This window comes from Endozoicomonas gorgoniicola, from assembly GCF_025562715.2.
In the GTDB taxonomy this organism is placed as follows: domain Bacteria; phylum Pseudomonadota; class Gammaproteobacteria; order Pseudomonadales; family Endozoicomonadaceae; genus Endozoicomonas_A; species Endozoicomonas_A gorgoniicola.
Map to the genome: position 1 here is coordinate 163,033 of NZ_JAPFCC010000001.1, position 16,573 is coordinate 179,605.

Genomic DNA, 16,573 nt, shown 5'->3' on the forward strand with positions numbered 1-16,573 from the left:
TTCGGGGGGCGCCTTGCCCATGCTGCACAGGCAAATCTCTAAGGAAGTGGAGCCATTGAGGAAATATTGTGTAAGCTGGGCGAGGCTTAAAGAATGTTTTGTTAGCAGGTTACTGTTTTGGTGGATATTCTCCGCAGTTTGTAATAATTGCGTCTTTTAATGGTTTGTCACTGCTGTCTGTAGGTAACTGTTCAATTTTATCGACCACATCCATACCTTCACTTACATAACCAAAAACCGTATGTTTTCCGTCAAGCCATGGTGTCTTGGTAAATGTAATAAAGAACTGGGAGCCATTCGTATTACGCCCTGCGTTTGCCATGCTCAGGACTCCCGAGCCTATGTGAGTCAACTTGAAATTTTCGTCAGCAAATGTCCCTCCATAAATAGATTTTCCACCAGTACCGTCTCCAATGGTAAAGTCGCCCCCTTGCATCATAAAATACTGGATAACACGATGAAATTTTGAATTCTTGAATCCGAACCCATTTTTACCGGTTGCCAGCTCATAGAAATTTTTAGACGTTTTGGGCACTGCTTTATTGCATAAGACCATCACAATTTTACCTATTGGCTCGTCTCCGACAGAAATGTCAAAAAAAACTTTTTGGAACTTTTCATCTGCATCTGACTTAGAATTGCCATGACACAACTTATTAAAGTTGCTAACGTCTGCTCCTTTGTATATCTGACTCTTCGGCTGATATAAAGAACCCTCCGAACTCCCTGAATCCACTGTAGAAAAAAGTAATGTACCTAGAAGTGCGTAAAGGGCTGTCATATTCAGACCCTTGATAGAGAAAACCAGAAAAGTATGGTTCAGGAATCCGTAGTGTCAACTTGCAGTCTTCTCCCATATCTAAGTTGTCCGGGAACCGACGATCAGGCTTCAACCACCTCGTAACTGTGGCTGACTTTAACGCCACCTTTGCCCAGCATAATGGAAACCGAGCAGTATTTATCGGCAGACAGGTCGACGGCACGTTTTACCTGAGATTCTTTCAGTTCCTTGCCTTTCACCACAAAGTGCAGGTGAATGCTGGTGTAAACCGCTGGCACTGAGTCGGCACGTTCAGCCTTGATCTCGACCTGACAGTCAGACACATCCTGGCGGGATTTTTTCAGGATACTCACCACATCCACCGATGAACAACCGCCTACACCCATCAGAACCATCTCCATTGGAGAGGGTGCTGACTTCTCTCCCGGCTGTGCATCCATAACAACCGAGTGGTTGCTGTCGGTGAGACCCAGAAAGCGATCATCGCCAACCCATTTTACCTGCGCTTGCATTGAGTTATTCCTTAAATAAGAGTTTTAAACCGGATGTAAAGCTGGTAGCTACCAGTAGTATGTTGTCATACTACGATTTTTTATTAGAACCAGAGGCTGTCTGCGAAGGGTATATGAAAAAATTAACCGGAACCAGTACAGTGTGCGGGTTGGGTTTTACACGCTCGCTTCAACTGGCCAGTAGCCGGACAAGGGGTAATGTCTGTTTCAGCAATACAACTATCTACTAACCTTGGGGGCGTAATTGACTCAGTGCCGTCGCATAACCTGAGCAATAGCTTGAACCGGAGTGTTTACGATGCCTGATACCCGGATTAAATTAAAAGATATTTTTAAAGAAAGCAACATGCTTCTTTTGACCAAAAGCATGTTTTTTCAGAATACAGCCAGAATCGAGAGCTCGAGTTATATGCCCAGTATCCGGAGAGGTAAAAGTCGATTTTTCGGTTATGTCTATAAGTTTGAGTGGAGGGAGCATTACGTTCCTTATGTTTTTGAAAATGGTTTGACTCCAACGGAGTGCGATATTGAGAGCGGAGCCCCCCCCGGCGATAAGCGAATACGTGGCAAAACCTATGGCACCAGGTTAACAGACTTGTCGACCTTATCTATGGGAGAGGGTATAGACACTCATATTTGCTTTTACCTACCTCCCTTCAACCAGCCCCCTTCCAGCTTAGCGTTTTTAATTGATATCAGAGAGTTAGGAGGCATTGTTCTACGCAAGCTACCGGTCAGGTACTATAATGGCGCTGAGCTTTTTAATGTGATCATTAATTACCCTGTTTCTAAATCAAGAATCGTAGGAGTCATTAGAACCTTACTTGAGTCGAGCGGGCAGCTAATTCCACAACAACTTGAACTTTATGTTAACCCGAATTATACCGGGGGAATGGAGGGGGCCAGGGCGGTTGCGGCGTATTTTAATGGAGAAAGTGAATGGTTGGTGGTTGATTACTGACTCAACCCAGAAGGTGGGTGACCTGGCTTTTCTGGACGTCATTGGTCGTATTGTTGGTTGTTCCCGTGAAATGGTGGGGCGGGTTCTGAAAGATCTGCAGGCGCAGGGCGTGATTTCAGTTAAGGGTAAAACCATGGTGGTGTTTGGAACACGCTGAGTTTTTCATTGGTAGACAGTTCATAGCTGGCTATATTTGCTGATGGTAATCACGAAGAGGCTGGCTATGAAAGTCACCAATCTGTATCTGCCCCTGTCTATGCCTTTCAGGGCTTCGTTGCTCACCGCCGCCATTCTGGCAGGGTGTTCTTCTGATAACTCAGTAGAAGTGATCATGAACCGGGTAACGCCCGATGGTATTGGCCCCAAGATTGGCACCATTACTCTGAAAGAAGTGTCGGACGGATTGCAATTTACACCGAATTTGCACGACCTTGTGCCGGGCGAACACGGTTTCCATGTTCACGAACACCCGTCGTGTGAACCGGCTGAAAAGGACGGTAAGATGGTCGCAGCCCTGGCAGCGGGTGGTCATTATGATCCTGATCATACCGGTCGGCATGCTGGCCCTGACGGCGATGGTCACAAAGGAGACCTTCCGGTCCTGATGGTTGATGAAAAAGGGTTTGCCAGGTTGCCGGTGGTGGCAAGGCGTTTAAAACTGTCTGAAGTAAAAGGACGTTCATTGATGATTCATGCAGGAGGAGATAACTACTCCGATAATCCACCAATGGGTGGGGGCGGTGCCAGAATCGCCTGTGGGGTAGTGAAGTGACAGGCAAAATCTCCTGACGTCATTCCCGCCTTCGCGGGAATGACGGGAGATGATAATAGCTAATTAGAGGCGGTGTCCAAACAGGGTTTTCAGCCCATCACCCGGGTTCTCCTGTCGCATAAAGGCTTCTCCGACCAGAAAGCTGGTAACACCCCGGGCAAACATGGCATCAACATCTTCAATGGTATGAATACCACTTTCGGTAATAACCTTGCGATCTGTTGGAATAGAAGACAGGAGTTCAAAGGTATTATCCAGGGTGACTTCAAACGTGTGCAGGTTACGGTTGTTGATGCCAAGCAGAGTACCCTGTAGAGGCAGTGCTCGCCTGAGTTCTTCTGCACCGTGGACTTCCACCAGAACGTCCATACCCAGATCAAGGGCGACGCTGCTCATTTCAACCAGCTGCTCATCGGTCAGGCAGGCGACAATCAGTAGCACACAGTCGGCGCCCAGCATCCGGGACTCGTAGATCTGCCACACGTCAACCATAAAGTCTTTACGCAGAACCGGCAGGGAGCAGGCATTTCGTGCTTCCTGCAGGTATTGCTCAGAGCCCTGAAAAAAGTCACTGTCCGTCAGAACGGACAGGCAGCTGGCTCCCGCCTGCTCATAGCTTCTGGCGATGTCGGCAGGGTGAAAGCTTTCCCGGATCACACCTTTGCTGGGAGAGGCTTTTTTGATTTCTGCAATGATTCCCGCCTGGCCGTCCGATGTACGCTGTTCCAGACTGTCTGCAAAGCCCCGGGCCGGAATGGCTGCACGGGCTCTGGCCATCACTTCATCAAGAGAAAGCGACTTTTGTCGTTCAGCAATCTCTTCAAACTTGCGTTCGACGATGGTCGTGAGAATAGTAGGGGTAGACATAGACATTCCTGTTAATCCGCTAGCCTGTTATTCAGCCAGAGCGCTGGTAAAGGTAGACAGTTCATGCAGTTTTTCCAGAGCCAGACCGCTGGCAATGATATCCTGAGCCATGGCAACCCCCTGCTGCATGGTCCGGGTCACACCGGAGACGTAAATAGCAGCACCGGCATTCAGGGCAATCATATCGGCGGCTTTTCTGGCATTGATGCTGTCACGTTTACCGAGGGCATTGCGGATCAGTTCCAGAGATTGTGCAGAATCTTCAACGTTCAGTCCGATCAGGCTTCGTGACTCGATATCAAAGTCTTCCGGCTTGATCAAGGTTTCTGAGATGTTGCCCTCTTTCAGTTCGACAACAAAGGTTTCGCTGGCAATGCTGATTTCATCCAGACCATCCTGAGAATGAACCACCATCACATGTTTATTGCCCATCTCTTTCAGCACTTCAGCCATTGGGCGACACAGTTCCTGGGTAAACACACCAATCACCAGATTGGGTACACCAGCCGGGTTGGACATTGGGCCAAGAATGTTGAAAAAGGTGCGGATGCCCAGCTCTTTACGGATAGCTGCTACATTTTTGGTAGCAGCATGGTGTGCAGGTGCGAACATAAAGCCAACACCAACCTCCTCAATACAGCGGGCTACCTGTGCCGGAGAAATATTCAGGTTAACCCCGCTGCGCTCCAGCAGGTCGGCGCTGCCGCTGGAGCTGGATACGCCCCGGTTACCGTGTTTGGCCACATGGGCGCCAGCCGCCGCTGCGACCAGTGACGACGCTGTGGAAACATTAAACAGATGCGCGCCATCACCGCCGGTACCGACAATATCGACCAGGTGGTCGGCATTAACATTCACATGGGTTGCCATTTCCCGCAGCACAGTGGTGGCACCGGTAATTTCCTCGATGCTCTCACTTTTCATGCGCATGGCGGTCAGGAAGGCGCCAATCTGACTCTGGGTACACTGGCCGGACATGATGTCACGCATTACGTCAATCATTTGGTCACGACTCAGGTCGAGGTTCTGTACCGCCAGTGAAATTGCTTCTTTTATATTCATGATTGTTGCTCTAATCCTTGTTGCTCTAAAAGTTGCTGCTTTAATCAGATCTTCAGAAAGTTTGCCAGCATGTCATGACCGTGGTGGGTCATAATGGACTCCGGATGAAACTGTACCCCTTCGACAGGCAATGTCTTGTGGCGCACGCCCATGATTTCATCTTCCCGGCCGTCATCAAACTGTGTCCATGCCGTGACTTCCAGGCAGTCTGGTAGTGATTCTTTTTCAATGATCAGGGAGTGGTAGCGGGTGGTAGTGACAGGGTCTGGCAGACCGGCAAAAACACCTTCATTTTTATGGTATATAGGAGAGGTTTTGCCATGCATCACCTGGCGAGCCCTGACCACTTTACCGCCGTATACCTGTCCGATGCTCTGGTGTCCGAGGCAGACGCCCAGTATCGGTAGTTCACCCTGAAAGCGGCGAATGGTCTCCATGGAAACACCGGCTTCATTGGGGGTACAGGGACCGGGCGAAATAACAATCCGTTCCGGATTGAGTTTTTCAATATCAGCGATGGTGATTTCGTCGTTACGATGCACTTCAACTCTGGTACCCAGTTCGCCAAAGTACTGCACCAGATTCCAGGTAAAGGAGTCGTAGTTGTCGATCATTAGCAGCATGCTTATTTCAGTTCCGTACTGTTCAAACCTTAAGCTTCAGGGTACCGGAATATACCACAGCTGGCAGAGGTGTTCTTTATTTGAGGAACAGGCGGCTCGGGAGTCTGAATTCTTAAAATCAGAATAAGTTGACAACAGGTAGCGGCATCATTGAGTAATGCAGCGATTTGGTTGTTCCTCTTCTTCAGAATGGGGCGAACCTTCTTCAGTGTTGGGCGAATCATCTTGAGAGTAGGCTGAGTCACCTTCAGAGTAGCCTGAATCCTCGCCTCTGTCGGTTCGAAGCGGAAGCAGGGGCGGATTATCGTCTCGTATGCCTGAAGGCATGCGACTCCAAAGGGTTATTGCTACGAGTATGTCGCCAGCGTTGCCGCTTATAGCTGGTTGGCTTGGATTTCGATGGTCAAGCTTTGCATAAAATGAGCAGGGAGGATAACTTCCCAGCCTACTGACATCACTGGGGTAAAACCGAGAAGCGATAAAATATAAATTGAAATAAGCCAAACACGATGGCATGGGAGCTTCTGAATGAAGCCTGGCAGGATCGATGTTAAGCGGAACGAAGACGCCTCCTGGGCCTCCCAGGCTTCCTTCATGAAAATCAACATCATACCTCGGTGTTTTGCACTTCTCACAAATCGGCGGCTTGCTCGAAGTGTCTGGTTTTTTTGGTTTATTGTTATTGTTTGTTCCTTTTCTGTCATTGCCCTGATTTCCATCACCTCCGCTTGCAGCCGACATCATGTAGACCTGTATCAGCCTGTCGGGGTGAAAAAAGCTGCCAGCAGTGTCGATATATAACTCACTCATTAACTTTTCCGGGAAACTTTTCAGAGTCTTTTTTTCAACGGTTGTTATATCCGCCAGAAAACAACCTTTGCCCTGCAAGTCAATGATCTGACCGTTTTTGTTGTTATAAGTGATCAGTACCGGTTTGTCAGACTCAATAATCACTGTCGTATTTTGATGTTGAAAATCGTATTCGTACCCGGGCGCTACACCGCTTTCAGGTGAAGCGTCAACAGTTAAAATTCCCTGAAACTGGATTCTGTACTCATTATCCATAGCGTCATTGTCTGGCGCTAACAAAAGGGTGCTGGAATTATTTATATCGTATGGTGATATTGCATCCGGCTGATCCAAAACTAACTTTTTAAATTCGTCGTTTATTGATTTAACAGGAGTGTAAGGAATAAAGTCAGGCCAGTAGGGGGTGTCTGTTTTGGCAGAGAGTGCCTGGAGAATAAGCAAAACTGCGAGTGAGCATCTGATAATCTGATATCGAAATAAACTGCCGGTCATGGAATACCTCAATTTCAATATTTTTTGTGAGGTAGCAGTGTAGCGTTTCGGTTATTTCAAGGGTGTTATTTTTGCTAATAAGCAGAGGGGTATTTATTTTGATCGAAATGCTGGCGCAAACTCGCTCCTTCTGGAGCGAGTAGCTCACTTATTTATCCCGGGAAAATTTCAGGAAATCAGGAGGGTGTCAGGAAACCCGTTTGAGCCATGGCAACGGCGCGAAACAGAGCCCGGCCTTTATTCATGGTTTCTTTCCATTCCAGTTCAGGCACCGAGTCTGCAACAACGCCAGCACCAGCCTGAACATGCAGTTGACGACCTTTGATAACTGCCGTTCGGATGGCAATGGCTGTATCCATATTACCGTTCCAGCCAAGATAGCCTACAGCACCACCGTAGACACCGCGCTTCACAGGTTCCAGTTCATCAATGATTTCCATGGCGCGTACTTTCGGGGCTCCGCTGAGGGTGCCTGCGGGCAGGGTAGCCTTGAGTACGTCGATCGCATCCAGCCCCGGTTTCAGGCGACCAGTGACGTTGGACACAATGTGCATGACATGGGAGTAACGTTCGACAATCATTTTGTCGGTCAGGGTCACGGAGCCGGTTTGAGCCACACGACCAATGTCGTTTCTACCAAGGTCAATCAACATCAGGTGTTCAGCGAGCTCCTTGGGGTCGTTCAGCAGCTCCTGTTCCAGAGCCCGATCCTTTTCTTCGGTTTCACCCCGTTTGCGGGTGCCGGCAATCGGGCGAACAGTGATCTCTCCGTCTTCCAGGCGCGCAAGGATTTCCGGCGATGAACCCACAACGTGGAAATCCCCCAGATCCATGTAATACATATACGGCGACGGGTTAGTACTGCGGAGGGCGCGGTACAGATTGAGTGGAGAACTGTCGTAAGGGATGGTCATACGCTGGGAAGGCACGACCTGCATGGCATCACCTGCCAGAATGTACTGGCGGATAGTTTCTACAGCAGCCTTGAAAGGCGCTTCGCCAAAACCAGACTGGAAGTCCTCTTCTGTGACAGGGTTCAGTGAGGCCTGAACGGGTGCCTGAACGTTGGTGGTCTGCAGGCGGCGAACCAGATCGTCAAGCCGGTATTCTGCTTTAGCAAGAGCTGCTTCGTCGGAAGCGTCAGCGTGTGTGACCAGAATCAGTTTGCCGCTGAGGTTATCGAACACGACCAGTTCATCGGAAATCATCAGCAGAATGTCGGGGGTTCCCAGTTCATCGTGGGGGACGGAGTGTTTCAGGCGGGGTTCAATATAGCGGACGGTGTCGTAAGCAAAGTAACCGACCAGTCCGCCGGTAAAGCGGGGCAGCTCTGGCAGTTCTGGCACTTTATAACGATCTTTAAAGCGATTAATAAAAGCCAGAGGGTCGTCGTTTTCATGGCGCTCAACGATCTCACCGTCTGTTTCCAGAGTAATGATATGCCCGTGAACCCTGAGAACGCTGCGGCAGGGCAGGCCGATCATTGAGTATCGACCCCATTTCTCTCCGCCTTCAACAGATTCCAGCAGGTAGGAATAGCGACCATTGGCCAGTTTGAGATAAGTGGTTAAAGGTGTGTCCAGGTCCGCCAGAATTTCCCGGGTTACGGGAATGCGATTGTATCCTTCACGGGCCAGATGCACGAAAGCTTCAGGCGTCATAACAGTCTCTTGTCAGTAACGGTTTATTTTGCAGTGGTCATCACTGTTGGTGATGCTTGTCAGCACTGGGCCTATTTATAAAACGGGGTGCGACACTTGGTCAGGAAAATTTCAGGTACATTTTCAGGCGCAAGGCCAGACAGACCATCGCCAGGAAGGGATAGCTTGGGAGGAAGGGCTGTATGGCACCATGTCACAGTGATTCACTGTTGACTCCACGCTATATCAGTTGAATGTGCCAGTCATGCAAGGTGCTGGCACCAGTTTGAATCGTTCGGAGGATCAAAGGGTATACGACTGCCGTATTGATTGCAAATGACGCAGAATCGTAAGTAGCTACCCTGTAAGGCTACCCTGTAAGGCTATCCGCTGAGTGCTTGACTTTTTCAGTACCAGAATCAGGAACTCAGCGGGAAAGGGGTCAGAGCAGTTTATCCAGAGTCGTGACAATCAGGTCGGGATTCGAGGCTGCAATCGGCTCACCGTGATTGTAGCCATAGGGAAGGGCTATCACTTTTACACCGGCAGCCCGGGCGGCCTTGATATCGTTGCTGGAGTCGCCAATCATCAGGGCTGTGTCCAGGCTGGCCTCAGCCTTTTCAATGGCATGCAGCAGTGGCAGAGGGTGAGGCTTTTGTTCATCAAGACTGTCTCCGCCGAGGCTGATTTCGAAAAAGTGATCAATGCCCATCAGTTTCAACAGTTTTTCAGTGAAAATCTCGGACTTGTTGGTCACAACAGCCTGTTTTACACCTTTGTCAGCCATAGCCTGAAGAAAGTCTTTGACACCCGGGTAAAGGTGACTGTGCTGACCCACTTCGATGGCGTAGTGGTGCTTGAAACTGTCGTATGCCTTCACAAACACTTCACGGTTGACAATACCCGGCTGGTCGCCCGCCATATCGTCAACCAGGGCGCGTTTGACCAGCGATGGAATACCGTTGCCCACCCACAGACGCACCTTGTCTTCACCGGCTTTGGGCAGGTTCAAATCGTCCAGCATGGCATCAATGGAGATTGCCAGATCCGGAACGCTGTCGACCAGTGTTCCGTCCAGATCGTACATGATCAGCTGTGGCAGGTCGCCTGCCGTGATTTCAGTCAGTTTCATGTTTTCTTTTACCTGATAGTGTCTGTGGACAGACCTGTGAAATTAAACCGGATCAGCCTTGGACAGTTCTTCACGCATCTGGCCAATCGCGGTTTTGTAGTCGTCTGCATTAAAGATGGCAGAACCTGCAACAAATGCATCAGCACCGGCTTCGGCAATCTGGCGGATATTCCGGGCGCTGACGCCGCCATCAATTTCCAGACGGATATCCAGGCCACTGTCATCAATAATTTTGCGAACCCGGCGCAGCTTCTTCAGAGTAGAAGGAATAAACTTCTGACCGCCGAAGCCGGGGTTTACGGACATCAGCAGAACCATGTCCAGCTTGTCAATCACGTAATCAATAATGTCCGGGCTGGTGGCTGGATTCAGCACCAGGCCAGCTTTGCAGCCACTTTCACGGATCATTTGCAGGGTGCGGTCGATATGATGGGATGCTTCCGGATGGAAGGTGATCATACTGGCGCCAGCTTCAATAAAATCCGGTATCAGGCGGTCTACCGGATTCACCATCAGGTGAACGTCAATCGGGGCCGTCACACCGTGGTTACGCAGCGCCTTGCAAACCATCGGGCCAATGGTCAGGTTCGGGACATAGTGGTTGTCCATCACATCAAAGTGAATCCAGTCGGCTCCAGCTTCAATGACCTGATCCACCTCTTCGCCAAGGCGGGCAAAATCGGCAGAAAGAATGCTGGGAGCAATAATAAAGTCACGCATTGTGCTGTGTTCCGGTCTATAGGTCTGTCAGGATTGGCGGGATTTTAGCGGTTTGCCGGGCTGATGTCAGTTCTTGTTGTCATGACGGGCAGAGGTTTGCGCTCTCTTCAGACCAGCTTCCGGATGATGGCAATTTCTTTGCCTGCCTGACTTTGCCTGCCTGACTTTGCCTACCTGAGTAGTGTATTGGCTTCGGCGGAACTTGTCGGTGAATTTTGAGTCCAAGCAGGAAATGGAATTCAACCAGGGACCAGGATTATGGGAACTATAGAGAATGTTGCGCCAGGAGTGGTTTATGGCGGTCAGCAGGAATGTGCAGTTTGCTATGAAAATTATGACGATCATGAACATAAGAAAGTTGTTCTGCCTTGTCAGGGGCAGCATGTGTTCTGCGGCAGGTGTGTTAATAAAGTCCTGGAGAATGAAAAGCCTAGATGCCCCTATTGCCGCGGAGATATAAAATCATTAAAGCCCACACCATCATTGCGTGAACGAATGATTAAAGGACTATCTAATATTCCTTTTGTTGCTGGTGCTTGTGCTGTTGGTGCTTGTGCTGCTGTTGCTTTTAATAATACTGATAGCGGTTATATTCGCAGTGCTGCTGGAGGTGTGATTGCTTCTGTTGGTGGTGCTGTTGGTTATAATATTACTACTGTTGATAATCCAGTCATACAAATAGGTGCTTATCTTGTTGGTTGGACTGGCTTGATTGCTAGTTGGGCTGGCTTGATTACTAGTTTAGGGGCTTATTCTGATTCTGATGAAGTTCTTTATTTCTACTTTTCAGGTTTAATGGCAAGTATTCATTCTATCGAAATGTTTAAACAGTGCAGACGAAGATTGCATGACTACATGATTTCCAGTGAACGTCCTTCGCCTTAAAGAGTCTTTCAGGTACAGGGTACTCCAATGGTAGAGCCGTTGATCATTTCAATAGCAATAAATGTCATATTTCACCCGGCTCTATCCGTAATTGGCTAATTTGTCCAGATAATTACCTCAGCAGGGGTTTTTTTCCTGTTTTCAGCCGCTATAATACGGCTCCCGTTTCCCAATTGAGCGCCCAATGTTTGAGCAGGCCGATTCGGGAACTATTAGCCTGGTTTCTAATTCTGCAAGGTTCACGCTGCGCAGGAACGGCCAAGTAAGAACAGGTATTGCATCTGTAATACTCTTGAGGCGAATTTAATGAAAACTTTTAGTGCAAAGCCAGAAACTGTAAAACGTGACTGGTATGTAGTAGACGCTGAGGGCAAAACCCTGGGTCGTCTGGCTACCGAGATTGCTTCCCGTCTGCGCGGTAAGCACAAGCCTGAATACACTCCTCACGTTGACACCGGTGACTACATCGTTGTTGTAAACGCTGAGAAGGTACACGTATCTGGCCGTAAAGCTACTGATAAGATGTACCATCGTCATACTGGTTACGTTGGCGGCCTGAAGTCCATGAGCTTCGAAAAGCTGATTGCTCACAAGCCAGAGATGGTTATCGAAACTGCTGTTAAAGGCATGCTGCCACGTGGACCTCTGGGTCGCGCTATGTACAGCAAGCTGAAAGTGTACGCTGGTGCCGAGCACAAGCACACTGCACAGCAGCCAAAGCAACTGGAAATTTAATCGGGGGTAGTCATGTCTGTGACACAATACTACGGTACTGGACGTCGTAAGTCTTCTACCGCTCGCGTATTTCTGAAGTCTGGCTCTGGCAGCATCGTTGTTAACGGTCGCTCTCTGGACGAGTACTTTGGTCGTGAAACTGCTCGCATGGTAGTACGTCAGCCTCTGGAACTGACTGAACTGCTTGAGAAGTTTGACATCAAAATCACCGTATCCGGTGGTGGTGGTTCTGGTCAGGCTGGTGCGATCCGTCACGGTATCACCCGTGCTCTGATGCAGTACGACGAATCTCTGCGTCCTACTCTGCGCAAAGCGGGTTACGTTACCCGTGATGCTCGTGAAGTAGAGCGTAAGAAGGTTGGTCTGCGCAAAGCGCGTAAGCGTCCACAGTTCTCCAAGCGTTAATGGGAATACGTCTCCGGACGTTCTCACTGGCGTTCTAGTTTCGGGAACTGCGCGAAAAAATGCCTGCTTTATGCAGGCATTTTTTTTGCTCTGGAGCATGCTTTACAGCCTTTAGCCAGAGCCTATTGCAAAGCTTGGTAGAGTTGGAAAAGAGACCCCGGGGTTATCCGGCCTGTTGTTGTTCTGTCTGAACCTGTTACCGATAAAAATATCCCGCAGCCAGTCGCCCCAGCTCTGGCGGGGCAACCATCCCCTTTCTCTGCGCCAGCTTCTCATTGTCTCTGCTGATACCCGGGTGATCCTGATCGTTACATGTTGTTGATAATCAGGATGCCTTAAGTGAACCCCTATAGGAGGATTGGGGGTTTCTGAGTAATACAGGTTGTCATTGTGGATTCTGGCGTTGAAGAAGTTTCCGGTGCCAGCAGAAGCGTACAATAGTCTGTGGTCAGACACGGGGATAGCACTCAAAACAGTTTCAACACGATGTTCGCTGTAAGGAGGGGGCTGAACCGATGCCTCGTAGATTTGACTGAGAGCCTCATTGTGGCACAGGACATTAAAAATATTAAAGTATGGGATGCCATAGTTAATAACGGTTGACGACGTTAAAGGAGCCTGGGATGCCATGGTTCTTTGTAGAGTTCTGAAATCAAAGCTCGTTGGGTAATCTACACTTTGTGTTCCGTCAACCCTGTTGACAATTTCCAGCAGAACCCCTCCTAAATTCGACGGTTCAAAATCTATGGCAACGGCGTTTTCCCGACCCACCGGGCTAAACAGTGTTGCAAACGCAGCCCTTGAAGGCCGCCTTTCCCTGAACCATTCCGGATACCGGGTTTTGAAATCGTGATTTCGCAAGGCGCGGGCTGTTGGGCTTACGTCATCAAGGGGTGACAATTGTAAGTTATCTGCAGGGTATGCTTCCAGCTGTAAGCTCATCTGAATGATTTCGGAATTTGGTTCGGCTTTAAAAAACAGATTATTCCCGGCAAACGCGCGATGCGCTGAAGCTGATGAAGACAGTAGTGCTAAATAAGCGATCATCGTCGTATAAAATAGAGAATATCTTATCGATATTATCGTTTGGCTCACTGGGATCTCCTGGTTAGCAATGATGGCTCTGGTTTGTCATTAAAAGAAGCAGGGGTAAGGATAGGTGTCGGGAAAAAAGTTGACCAGTACAGTAAGGTATTTATCGTGATGCCACCACCTTAACAGTGCGAACTCTCCGGGTTTGAAGATTTATGTGCCGGGCAACAGGAAAAAATGGCAGCAAACCTTTTTAGGAGACGCTAAAGCTAGTATCATTACGTACCACCGCACTCGGTGGGTAAGTGGAAATACATGCTAATATCCCACCCATGAACAAAAAGAAGTCAAAGGGCAAAAATGCCCGGATGGGGAGAGTAGGTTAATGAGTGACAACGGCGTAAACACTGGCCGACGCCGCTTTCTCGTGGCTGCAACTTCGGTGGTGGGGGCTGCCGGAGCTGTCGGGGTTGCGACACCTTTTATCAAGTCATGGAATCCAAGCGCCAAGGCAAAAGCCGCTGGTGCTCCCGTGAAGGTAAATCTCAGCAAGCTCGAGCCGGGACAGCAGATTGTAGTAGAGTGGCGGGGCAAACCCGTTTTTGTGGTTCGTCGAACCCCGGATATGTTGCAGGAAATCCGCGAGGTTGACTCAAAAGTCCGGGACCCGGATTCCGATAAATCAGAACAGCCCGATTACGCTAAAAACGAATACCGTTCAATCAAAGATGAATATCTCATTGTGGTTGGTCTGTGTACCCATCTCGGCTGTTCTCCCAAATACCTGCCTGAAGTTAAGCCTATGGAGTTCGACTCCGACTGGAAAGGGGGGTATCACTGCCCCTGTCATGGCTCGAAATTTGACCTGGCTGGCCGTGTTTATAAAAGTGTACCTGCTCCTACAAACCTCGTGGTGCCGCCCTACAACTATGAAAGCGACATGGTCATCATCATTGGCAAGGATAAGGAGAATGCATGATGAATAGCCTGCTGAACTGGGTCAATGACCGGCTTCCTGTGGTGCGAGCCTGGGAAGATCATCTGGCCAAATATTATGCACCGAAAAATTTTAATGTCTGGTATTTCTTCGGCTCTCTGGCGTTGCTGGTGCTGGTTAACCAGTTGCTGACCGGTATCTGGCTGACCATGAGTTATGTGCCAGATGCGGAAAAAGCCTTTGCTTCCGTTGAGTACATCATGCGTGATGTCGAATATGGCTGGTTGATTCGCTACATGCATTCAACGGGTGCTTCATTCTTCTTTATCGTGGTTTATTGTCACATGTTCCGGGGGCTCCTCTATGGTTCTTACAAGACGCCGAGGGAGCTGATCTGGATATTTGGTATGGCGATTTATCTGGCACTGATGGCTGAAGCCTTTATGGGCTATATGTTGCCATGGGGGCAGATGTCTTACTGGGGCGCTCAGGTCATTATCTCACTGTTTGGTGCGATTCCATGGATTGGCGCAGATTTGCAACAATGGATTCGTGGTGACTTTCTGATCTCCGGAATTACCCTGAACCGCTTTTTTGCCCTGCACGTCGTTGCACTTCCTATCGTGATTCTGGGTTTGGTTGTGCTGCATATCCTGGCTCTGCATGAGGTGGGTTCCAATAACCCCGATGGCATCGACATTAAGAAAAACAAAGGGTCTGACGGTATTCCTCTGGATGGTATTCCTTTCCACCCCTATTACACCGTGAAAGATCTGGTGGGTGTGGCGGTTTTCCTGTTTGTCTTCTGTGGTGTGATTTTCTTTATGCCGGAGATGGGCGGCTTTTTCCTGGAACACGCTAATTTTGAAATGGCGGATTCACTGAAAACGCCAGAGCATATTGCACCTGTCTGGTACTTCGGGGCGTTCTATTCCATTCTGCGGGCCATTACTTTTGATGTCGGGCCAATTGATTCGAAGCTGGGTGGTTTTATAGCAATGGGAGCAGCTATTGCCATTCTGTTTGTGTTGCCCTGGCTGGACCGTAGCCGGGTCAGGTCTATTCGCTATAAGGGAATGATTAGCAAGGTAGCTATTATATCTTTTGCGTTGGTGTTTATTCTTCTGACCTGGCTTGGGACTCAGCCTGCGACAGAAACTTACACATTGATCGCCCAGATCTGTACCGTGCTGTATTTTGCGTTCTTCCTGTTAATGCCGTTCTACACAAGGATGGAGAAAACAAAACCTGTACCTGAAAGGGTGACCGGCTAATGAAAAAAACAATACTTACACTGTTGCTGTCTTTTTATTCGGTATTGGCTTTTTCTGCAGGCGGTGGCGGTTATCCCCTGGATAAAATCGAAACCGATCCATCCGATAAACCATCCTTGCAGCGTGGTGCAGCGCTTTACCAGAACTATTGCAGCGGTTGTCATTCCACGGAGTTTCAGCGCTATGAACGGGTGGCTGATGACCTGGGAATTCCCCACGACCTGATGATGGAAAATCTGGTGTTTAATAAAGATGCCAAGATTGGTGACCTGATGACCAATGCTATGGCAAGGGAAGATGCCAAGGCATGGTTTGGTGCGGCGCCACCGGATTTGACCATGGTCACTCGTGTACGGGGGGAAGACTGGGTCTATACCTATCTGAGAACGTTCTATGAAGATCCCAAGCGCCCCTGGGGTGTGAATAACAAGGTGTTCCCGGATGTCGGTATGCCCCATGCGCTGTTGGAGTTGCAGGGCGTGCAGTTGGATAGTTGTAATGGTGAAGACCCTACGAAGCGTGATCCACTGACTGGTCAGACAGTTTGTGGGTTGACGATTGATCCTGAGCGTAAAGGCTCCATGACTCCGTCAGAATACGATCAGGCGATTTATGATCTGGTTAATTTCCTGGCTTATTCAGCAGAGCCAATGAAGGCACAGCGTCAGCAGTTGGGTATTTATGTCATGCTGTTCCTGGTGCTGCTCTTTATCTTTACTTTCCTCCTCAAGCGGGAGTACTGGAAAGACGTACATTAGAGCGGTGTGTCATCAATGATGACAAAACGGCACCTTTTGTGTGCCGTTTTTTTGCGCAAAGGAAACGATGAACTCTGGCTGATTGGTAATGGCATTGCTACCATTGCAGCTTTATTTTTTATGAATGGTGCAGCAGGCTGGGTAACAGTCCTGCATGGCAGAGTGTAGAGAAGTT

At 49.0% G+C, this 16,573-nt stretch carries 19 protein-coding genes and 1 pseudogene; 10 read left to right on the forward strand and 10 right to left on the reverse strand.

Annotation, left to right across the window (positions count from 1 at the left end):
* Positions 1-109: 109 nt before the first annotated feature.
* Together NX722_RS00730 and NX722_RS00735 are read right to left on the reverse strand one after the other, a co-directional pair.
* Positions 110-781, reverse strand: a complete 672-nt coding sequence (locus NX722_RS00730; protein WP_262566271.1) for a peptidylprolyl isomerase — start codon at positions 779-781, stop codon at positions 110-112.
* A 101-nt stretch (positions 782-882) separates the two neighbouring features.
* Positions 883-1,293 carry an OsmC family protein gene (locus tag NX722_RS00735; RefSeq protein ID WP_262566272.1) on the reverse strand — a complete coding sequence of 137 codons (411 nt, stop codon included), beginning with the start codon at positions 1,291-1,293 and terminating at the stop codon, positions 883-885.
* Between the two features lie 298 nt (positions 1,294-1,591).
* Between NX722_RS00735 and NX722_RS00740 the strand changes: the two genes are divergently transcribed.
* The 3 genes and pseudogenes from NX722_RS00740 to sodC all read left to right on the forward strand — a co-directional run bounded on the left by NX722_RS00740 (position 1,592) and on the right by sodC (position 3,026).
* A complete protein-coding gene (locus tag NX722_RS00740) occupies positions 1,592-2,254 on the forward strand; it encodes a hypothetical protein (RefSeq protein ID WP_262566273.1) in 663 nt (220 codons plus the stop codon).
* 1 nt (position 2,255) lies between these two features.
* Positions 2,256-2,411: pseudogene (locus tag NX722_RS00745) on the forward strand (helix-turn-helix domain-containing protein); the annotation flags it as partial.
* A gap of 66 nt (positions 2,412-2,477) precedes the next feature.
* Positions 2,478-3,026, forward strand: coding sequence for a superoxide dismutase [Cu-Zn] SodC (sodC, locus tag NX722_RS00750; protein WP_322740901.1), 549 nt, complete (start codon positions 2,478-2,480; stop codon positions 3,024-3,026).
* Positions 3,027-3,089: 63 nt separating this feature from the next.
* On the opposite strand, the gene trpC is transcribed toward sodC, so the two are convergent.
* From trpC to rpe, 7 genes are all read right to left on the reverse strand, one after another.
* Positions 3,090-3,899, reverse strand: coding sequence for an indole-3-glycerol phosphate synthase TrpC (gene trpC, locus NX722_RS00755; protein ID WP_262566274.1), 810 nt, complete (start codon positions 3,897-3,899; stop codon positions 3,090-3,092).
* Between the two features lie 21 nt (positions 3,900-3,920).
* Positions 3,921-4,955, reverse strand: coding sequence for an anthranilate phosphoribosyltransferase (gene trpD / locus NX722_RS00760; RefSeq protein ID WP_262566275.1), 1,035 nt, complete (start codon positions 4,953-4,955; stop codon positions 3,921-3,923).
* Positions 4,956-4,999: 44 nt separating this feature from the next.
* Positions 5,000-5,578, reverse strand: a complete 579-nt coding sequence (locus tag NX722_RS00765) for an aminodeoxychorismate/anthranilate synthase component II (protein WP_262566276.1) — start codon at positions 5,576-5,578, stop codon at positions 5,000-5,002.
* Between the two features lie 147 nt (positions 5,579-5,725).
* The gene (locus NX722_RS00770; RefSeq protein WP_265442325.1) at positions 5,726-6,880 is read right to left on the reverse strand and encodes a hypothetical protein; all 1,155 of its coding nucleotides are present in this window, start codon (positions 6,878-6,880) and stop codon (positions 5,726-5,728) included.
* Positions 6,881-7,056: 176 nt separating this feature from the next.
* Positions 7,057-8,541, reverse strand: a complete 1,485-nt coding sequence (gene trpE, locus NX722_RS00775; RefSeq protein ID WP_262566278.1) for an anthranilate synthase component I — start codon at positions 8,539-8,541, stop codon at positions 7,057-7,059.
* A 421-nt stretch (positions 8,542-8,962) separates the two neighbouring features.
* Positions 8,963-9,652 (reverse strand): phosphoglycolate phosphatase, encoded by a 690-nt coding sequence (locus NX722_RS00780; protein WP_262566279.1) that lies wholly within the window; start codon positions 9,650-9,652, stop codon positions 8,963-8,965.
* 42 nt (positions 9,653-9,694) lie between these two features.
* Entirely contained in the window at positions 9,695-10,372 is a 678-nt protein-coding gene (gene rpe / locus NX722_RS00785; protein WP_262566280.1) for a ribulose-phosphate 3-epimerase, read from the reverse strand.
* Positions 10,373-10,630: 258 nt separating this feature from the next.
* On the opposite strand from rpe, the gene NX722_RS00790 reads away from it, so the two are divergent.
* The 3 genes from NX722_RS00790 (at position 10,631) to rpsI (ending at position 12,397) form a co-directional block, all read left to right on the forward strand.
* Positions 10,631-11,257, forward strand: a complete 627-nt coding sequence (locus tag NX722_RS00790) for an RING finger domain-containing protein (RefSeq protein WP_262566281.1) — start codon at positions 10,631-10,633, stop codon at positions 11,255-11,257.
* A gap of 306 nt (positions 11,258-11,563) precedes the next feature.
* On the forward strand, positions 11,564-11,992 hold the full coding sequence (gene rplM, locus NX722_RS00795; RefSeq protein WP_262566282.1) for a 50S ribosomal protein L13: 429 nt from the start codon (positions 11,564-11,566) through the stop codon (positions 11,990-11,992).
* A 12-nt stretch (positions 11,993-12,004) separates the two neighbouring features.
* Positions 12,005-12,397 (forward strand): 30S ribosomal protein S9, encoded by a 393-nt coding sequence (rpsI, locus tag NX722_RS00800; protein ID WP_262566283.1) that lies wholly within the window; start codon positions 12,005-12,007, stop codon positions 12,395-12,397.
* A gap of 111 nt (positions 12,398-12,508) precedes the next feature.
* Here rpsI and NX722_RS00805 read toward each other — a convergent pair whose 3' ends face one another.
* Positions 12,509-13,492: a hypothetical protein gene (locus tag NX722_RS00805; RefSeq protein ID WP_262566285.1), complete on the reverse strand. Its 984-nt coding sequence runs from the start codon at positions 13,490-13,492 to the stop codon at positions 12,509-12,511.
* A gap of 322 nt (positions 13,493-13,814) precedes the next feature.
* Between NX722_RS00805 and petA the strand changes: the two genes are divergently transcribed.
* From petA to NX722_RS00825, 4 genes are read left to right on the forward strand one after another with little or no spacing between them, the layout of a single operon-like run.
* Complete coding sequence (gene petA / locus NX722_RS00810) at positions 13,815-14,408, forward strand: ubiquinol-cytochrome c reductase iron-sulfur subunit (RefSeq protein ID WP_262566286.1); 594 nt, start codon at positions 13,815-13,817, stop codon at positions 14,406-14,408.
* Complete coding sequence (locus NX722_RS00815) at positions 14,405-15,640, forward strand: cytochrome b (protein ID WP_262566287.1); 1,236 nt, start codon at positions 14,405-14,407, stop codon at positions 15,638-15,640. The genes petA and NX722_RS00815 overlap by 4 nt, the downstream gene beginning before the upstream one ends.
* Complete coding sequence (locus NX722_RS00820; protein ID WP_262566288.1) at positions 15,640-16,398, forward strand: cytochrome c1; 759 nt, start codon at positions 15,640-15,642, stop codon at positions 16,396-16,398. The genes NX722_RS00815 and NX722_RS00820 overlap by 1 nt, the downstream gene beginning before the upstream one ends.
* 15 nt (positions 16,399-16,413) lie before the next feature.
* A complete protein-coding gene (locus NX722_RS00825) occupies positions 16,414-16,566 on the forward strand; it encodes a hypothetical protein (RefSeq protein WP_262566289.1) in 153 nt (50 codons plus the stop codon).
* Positions 16,567-16,573 lie beyond the last annotated feature (7 nt).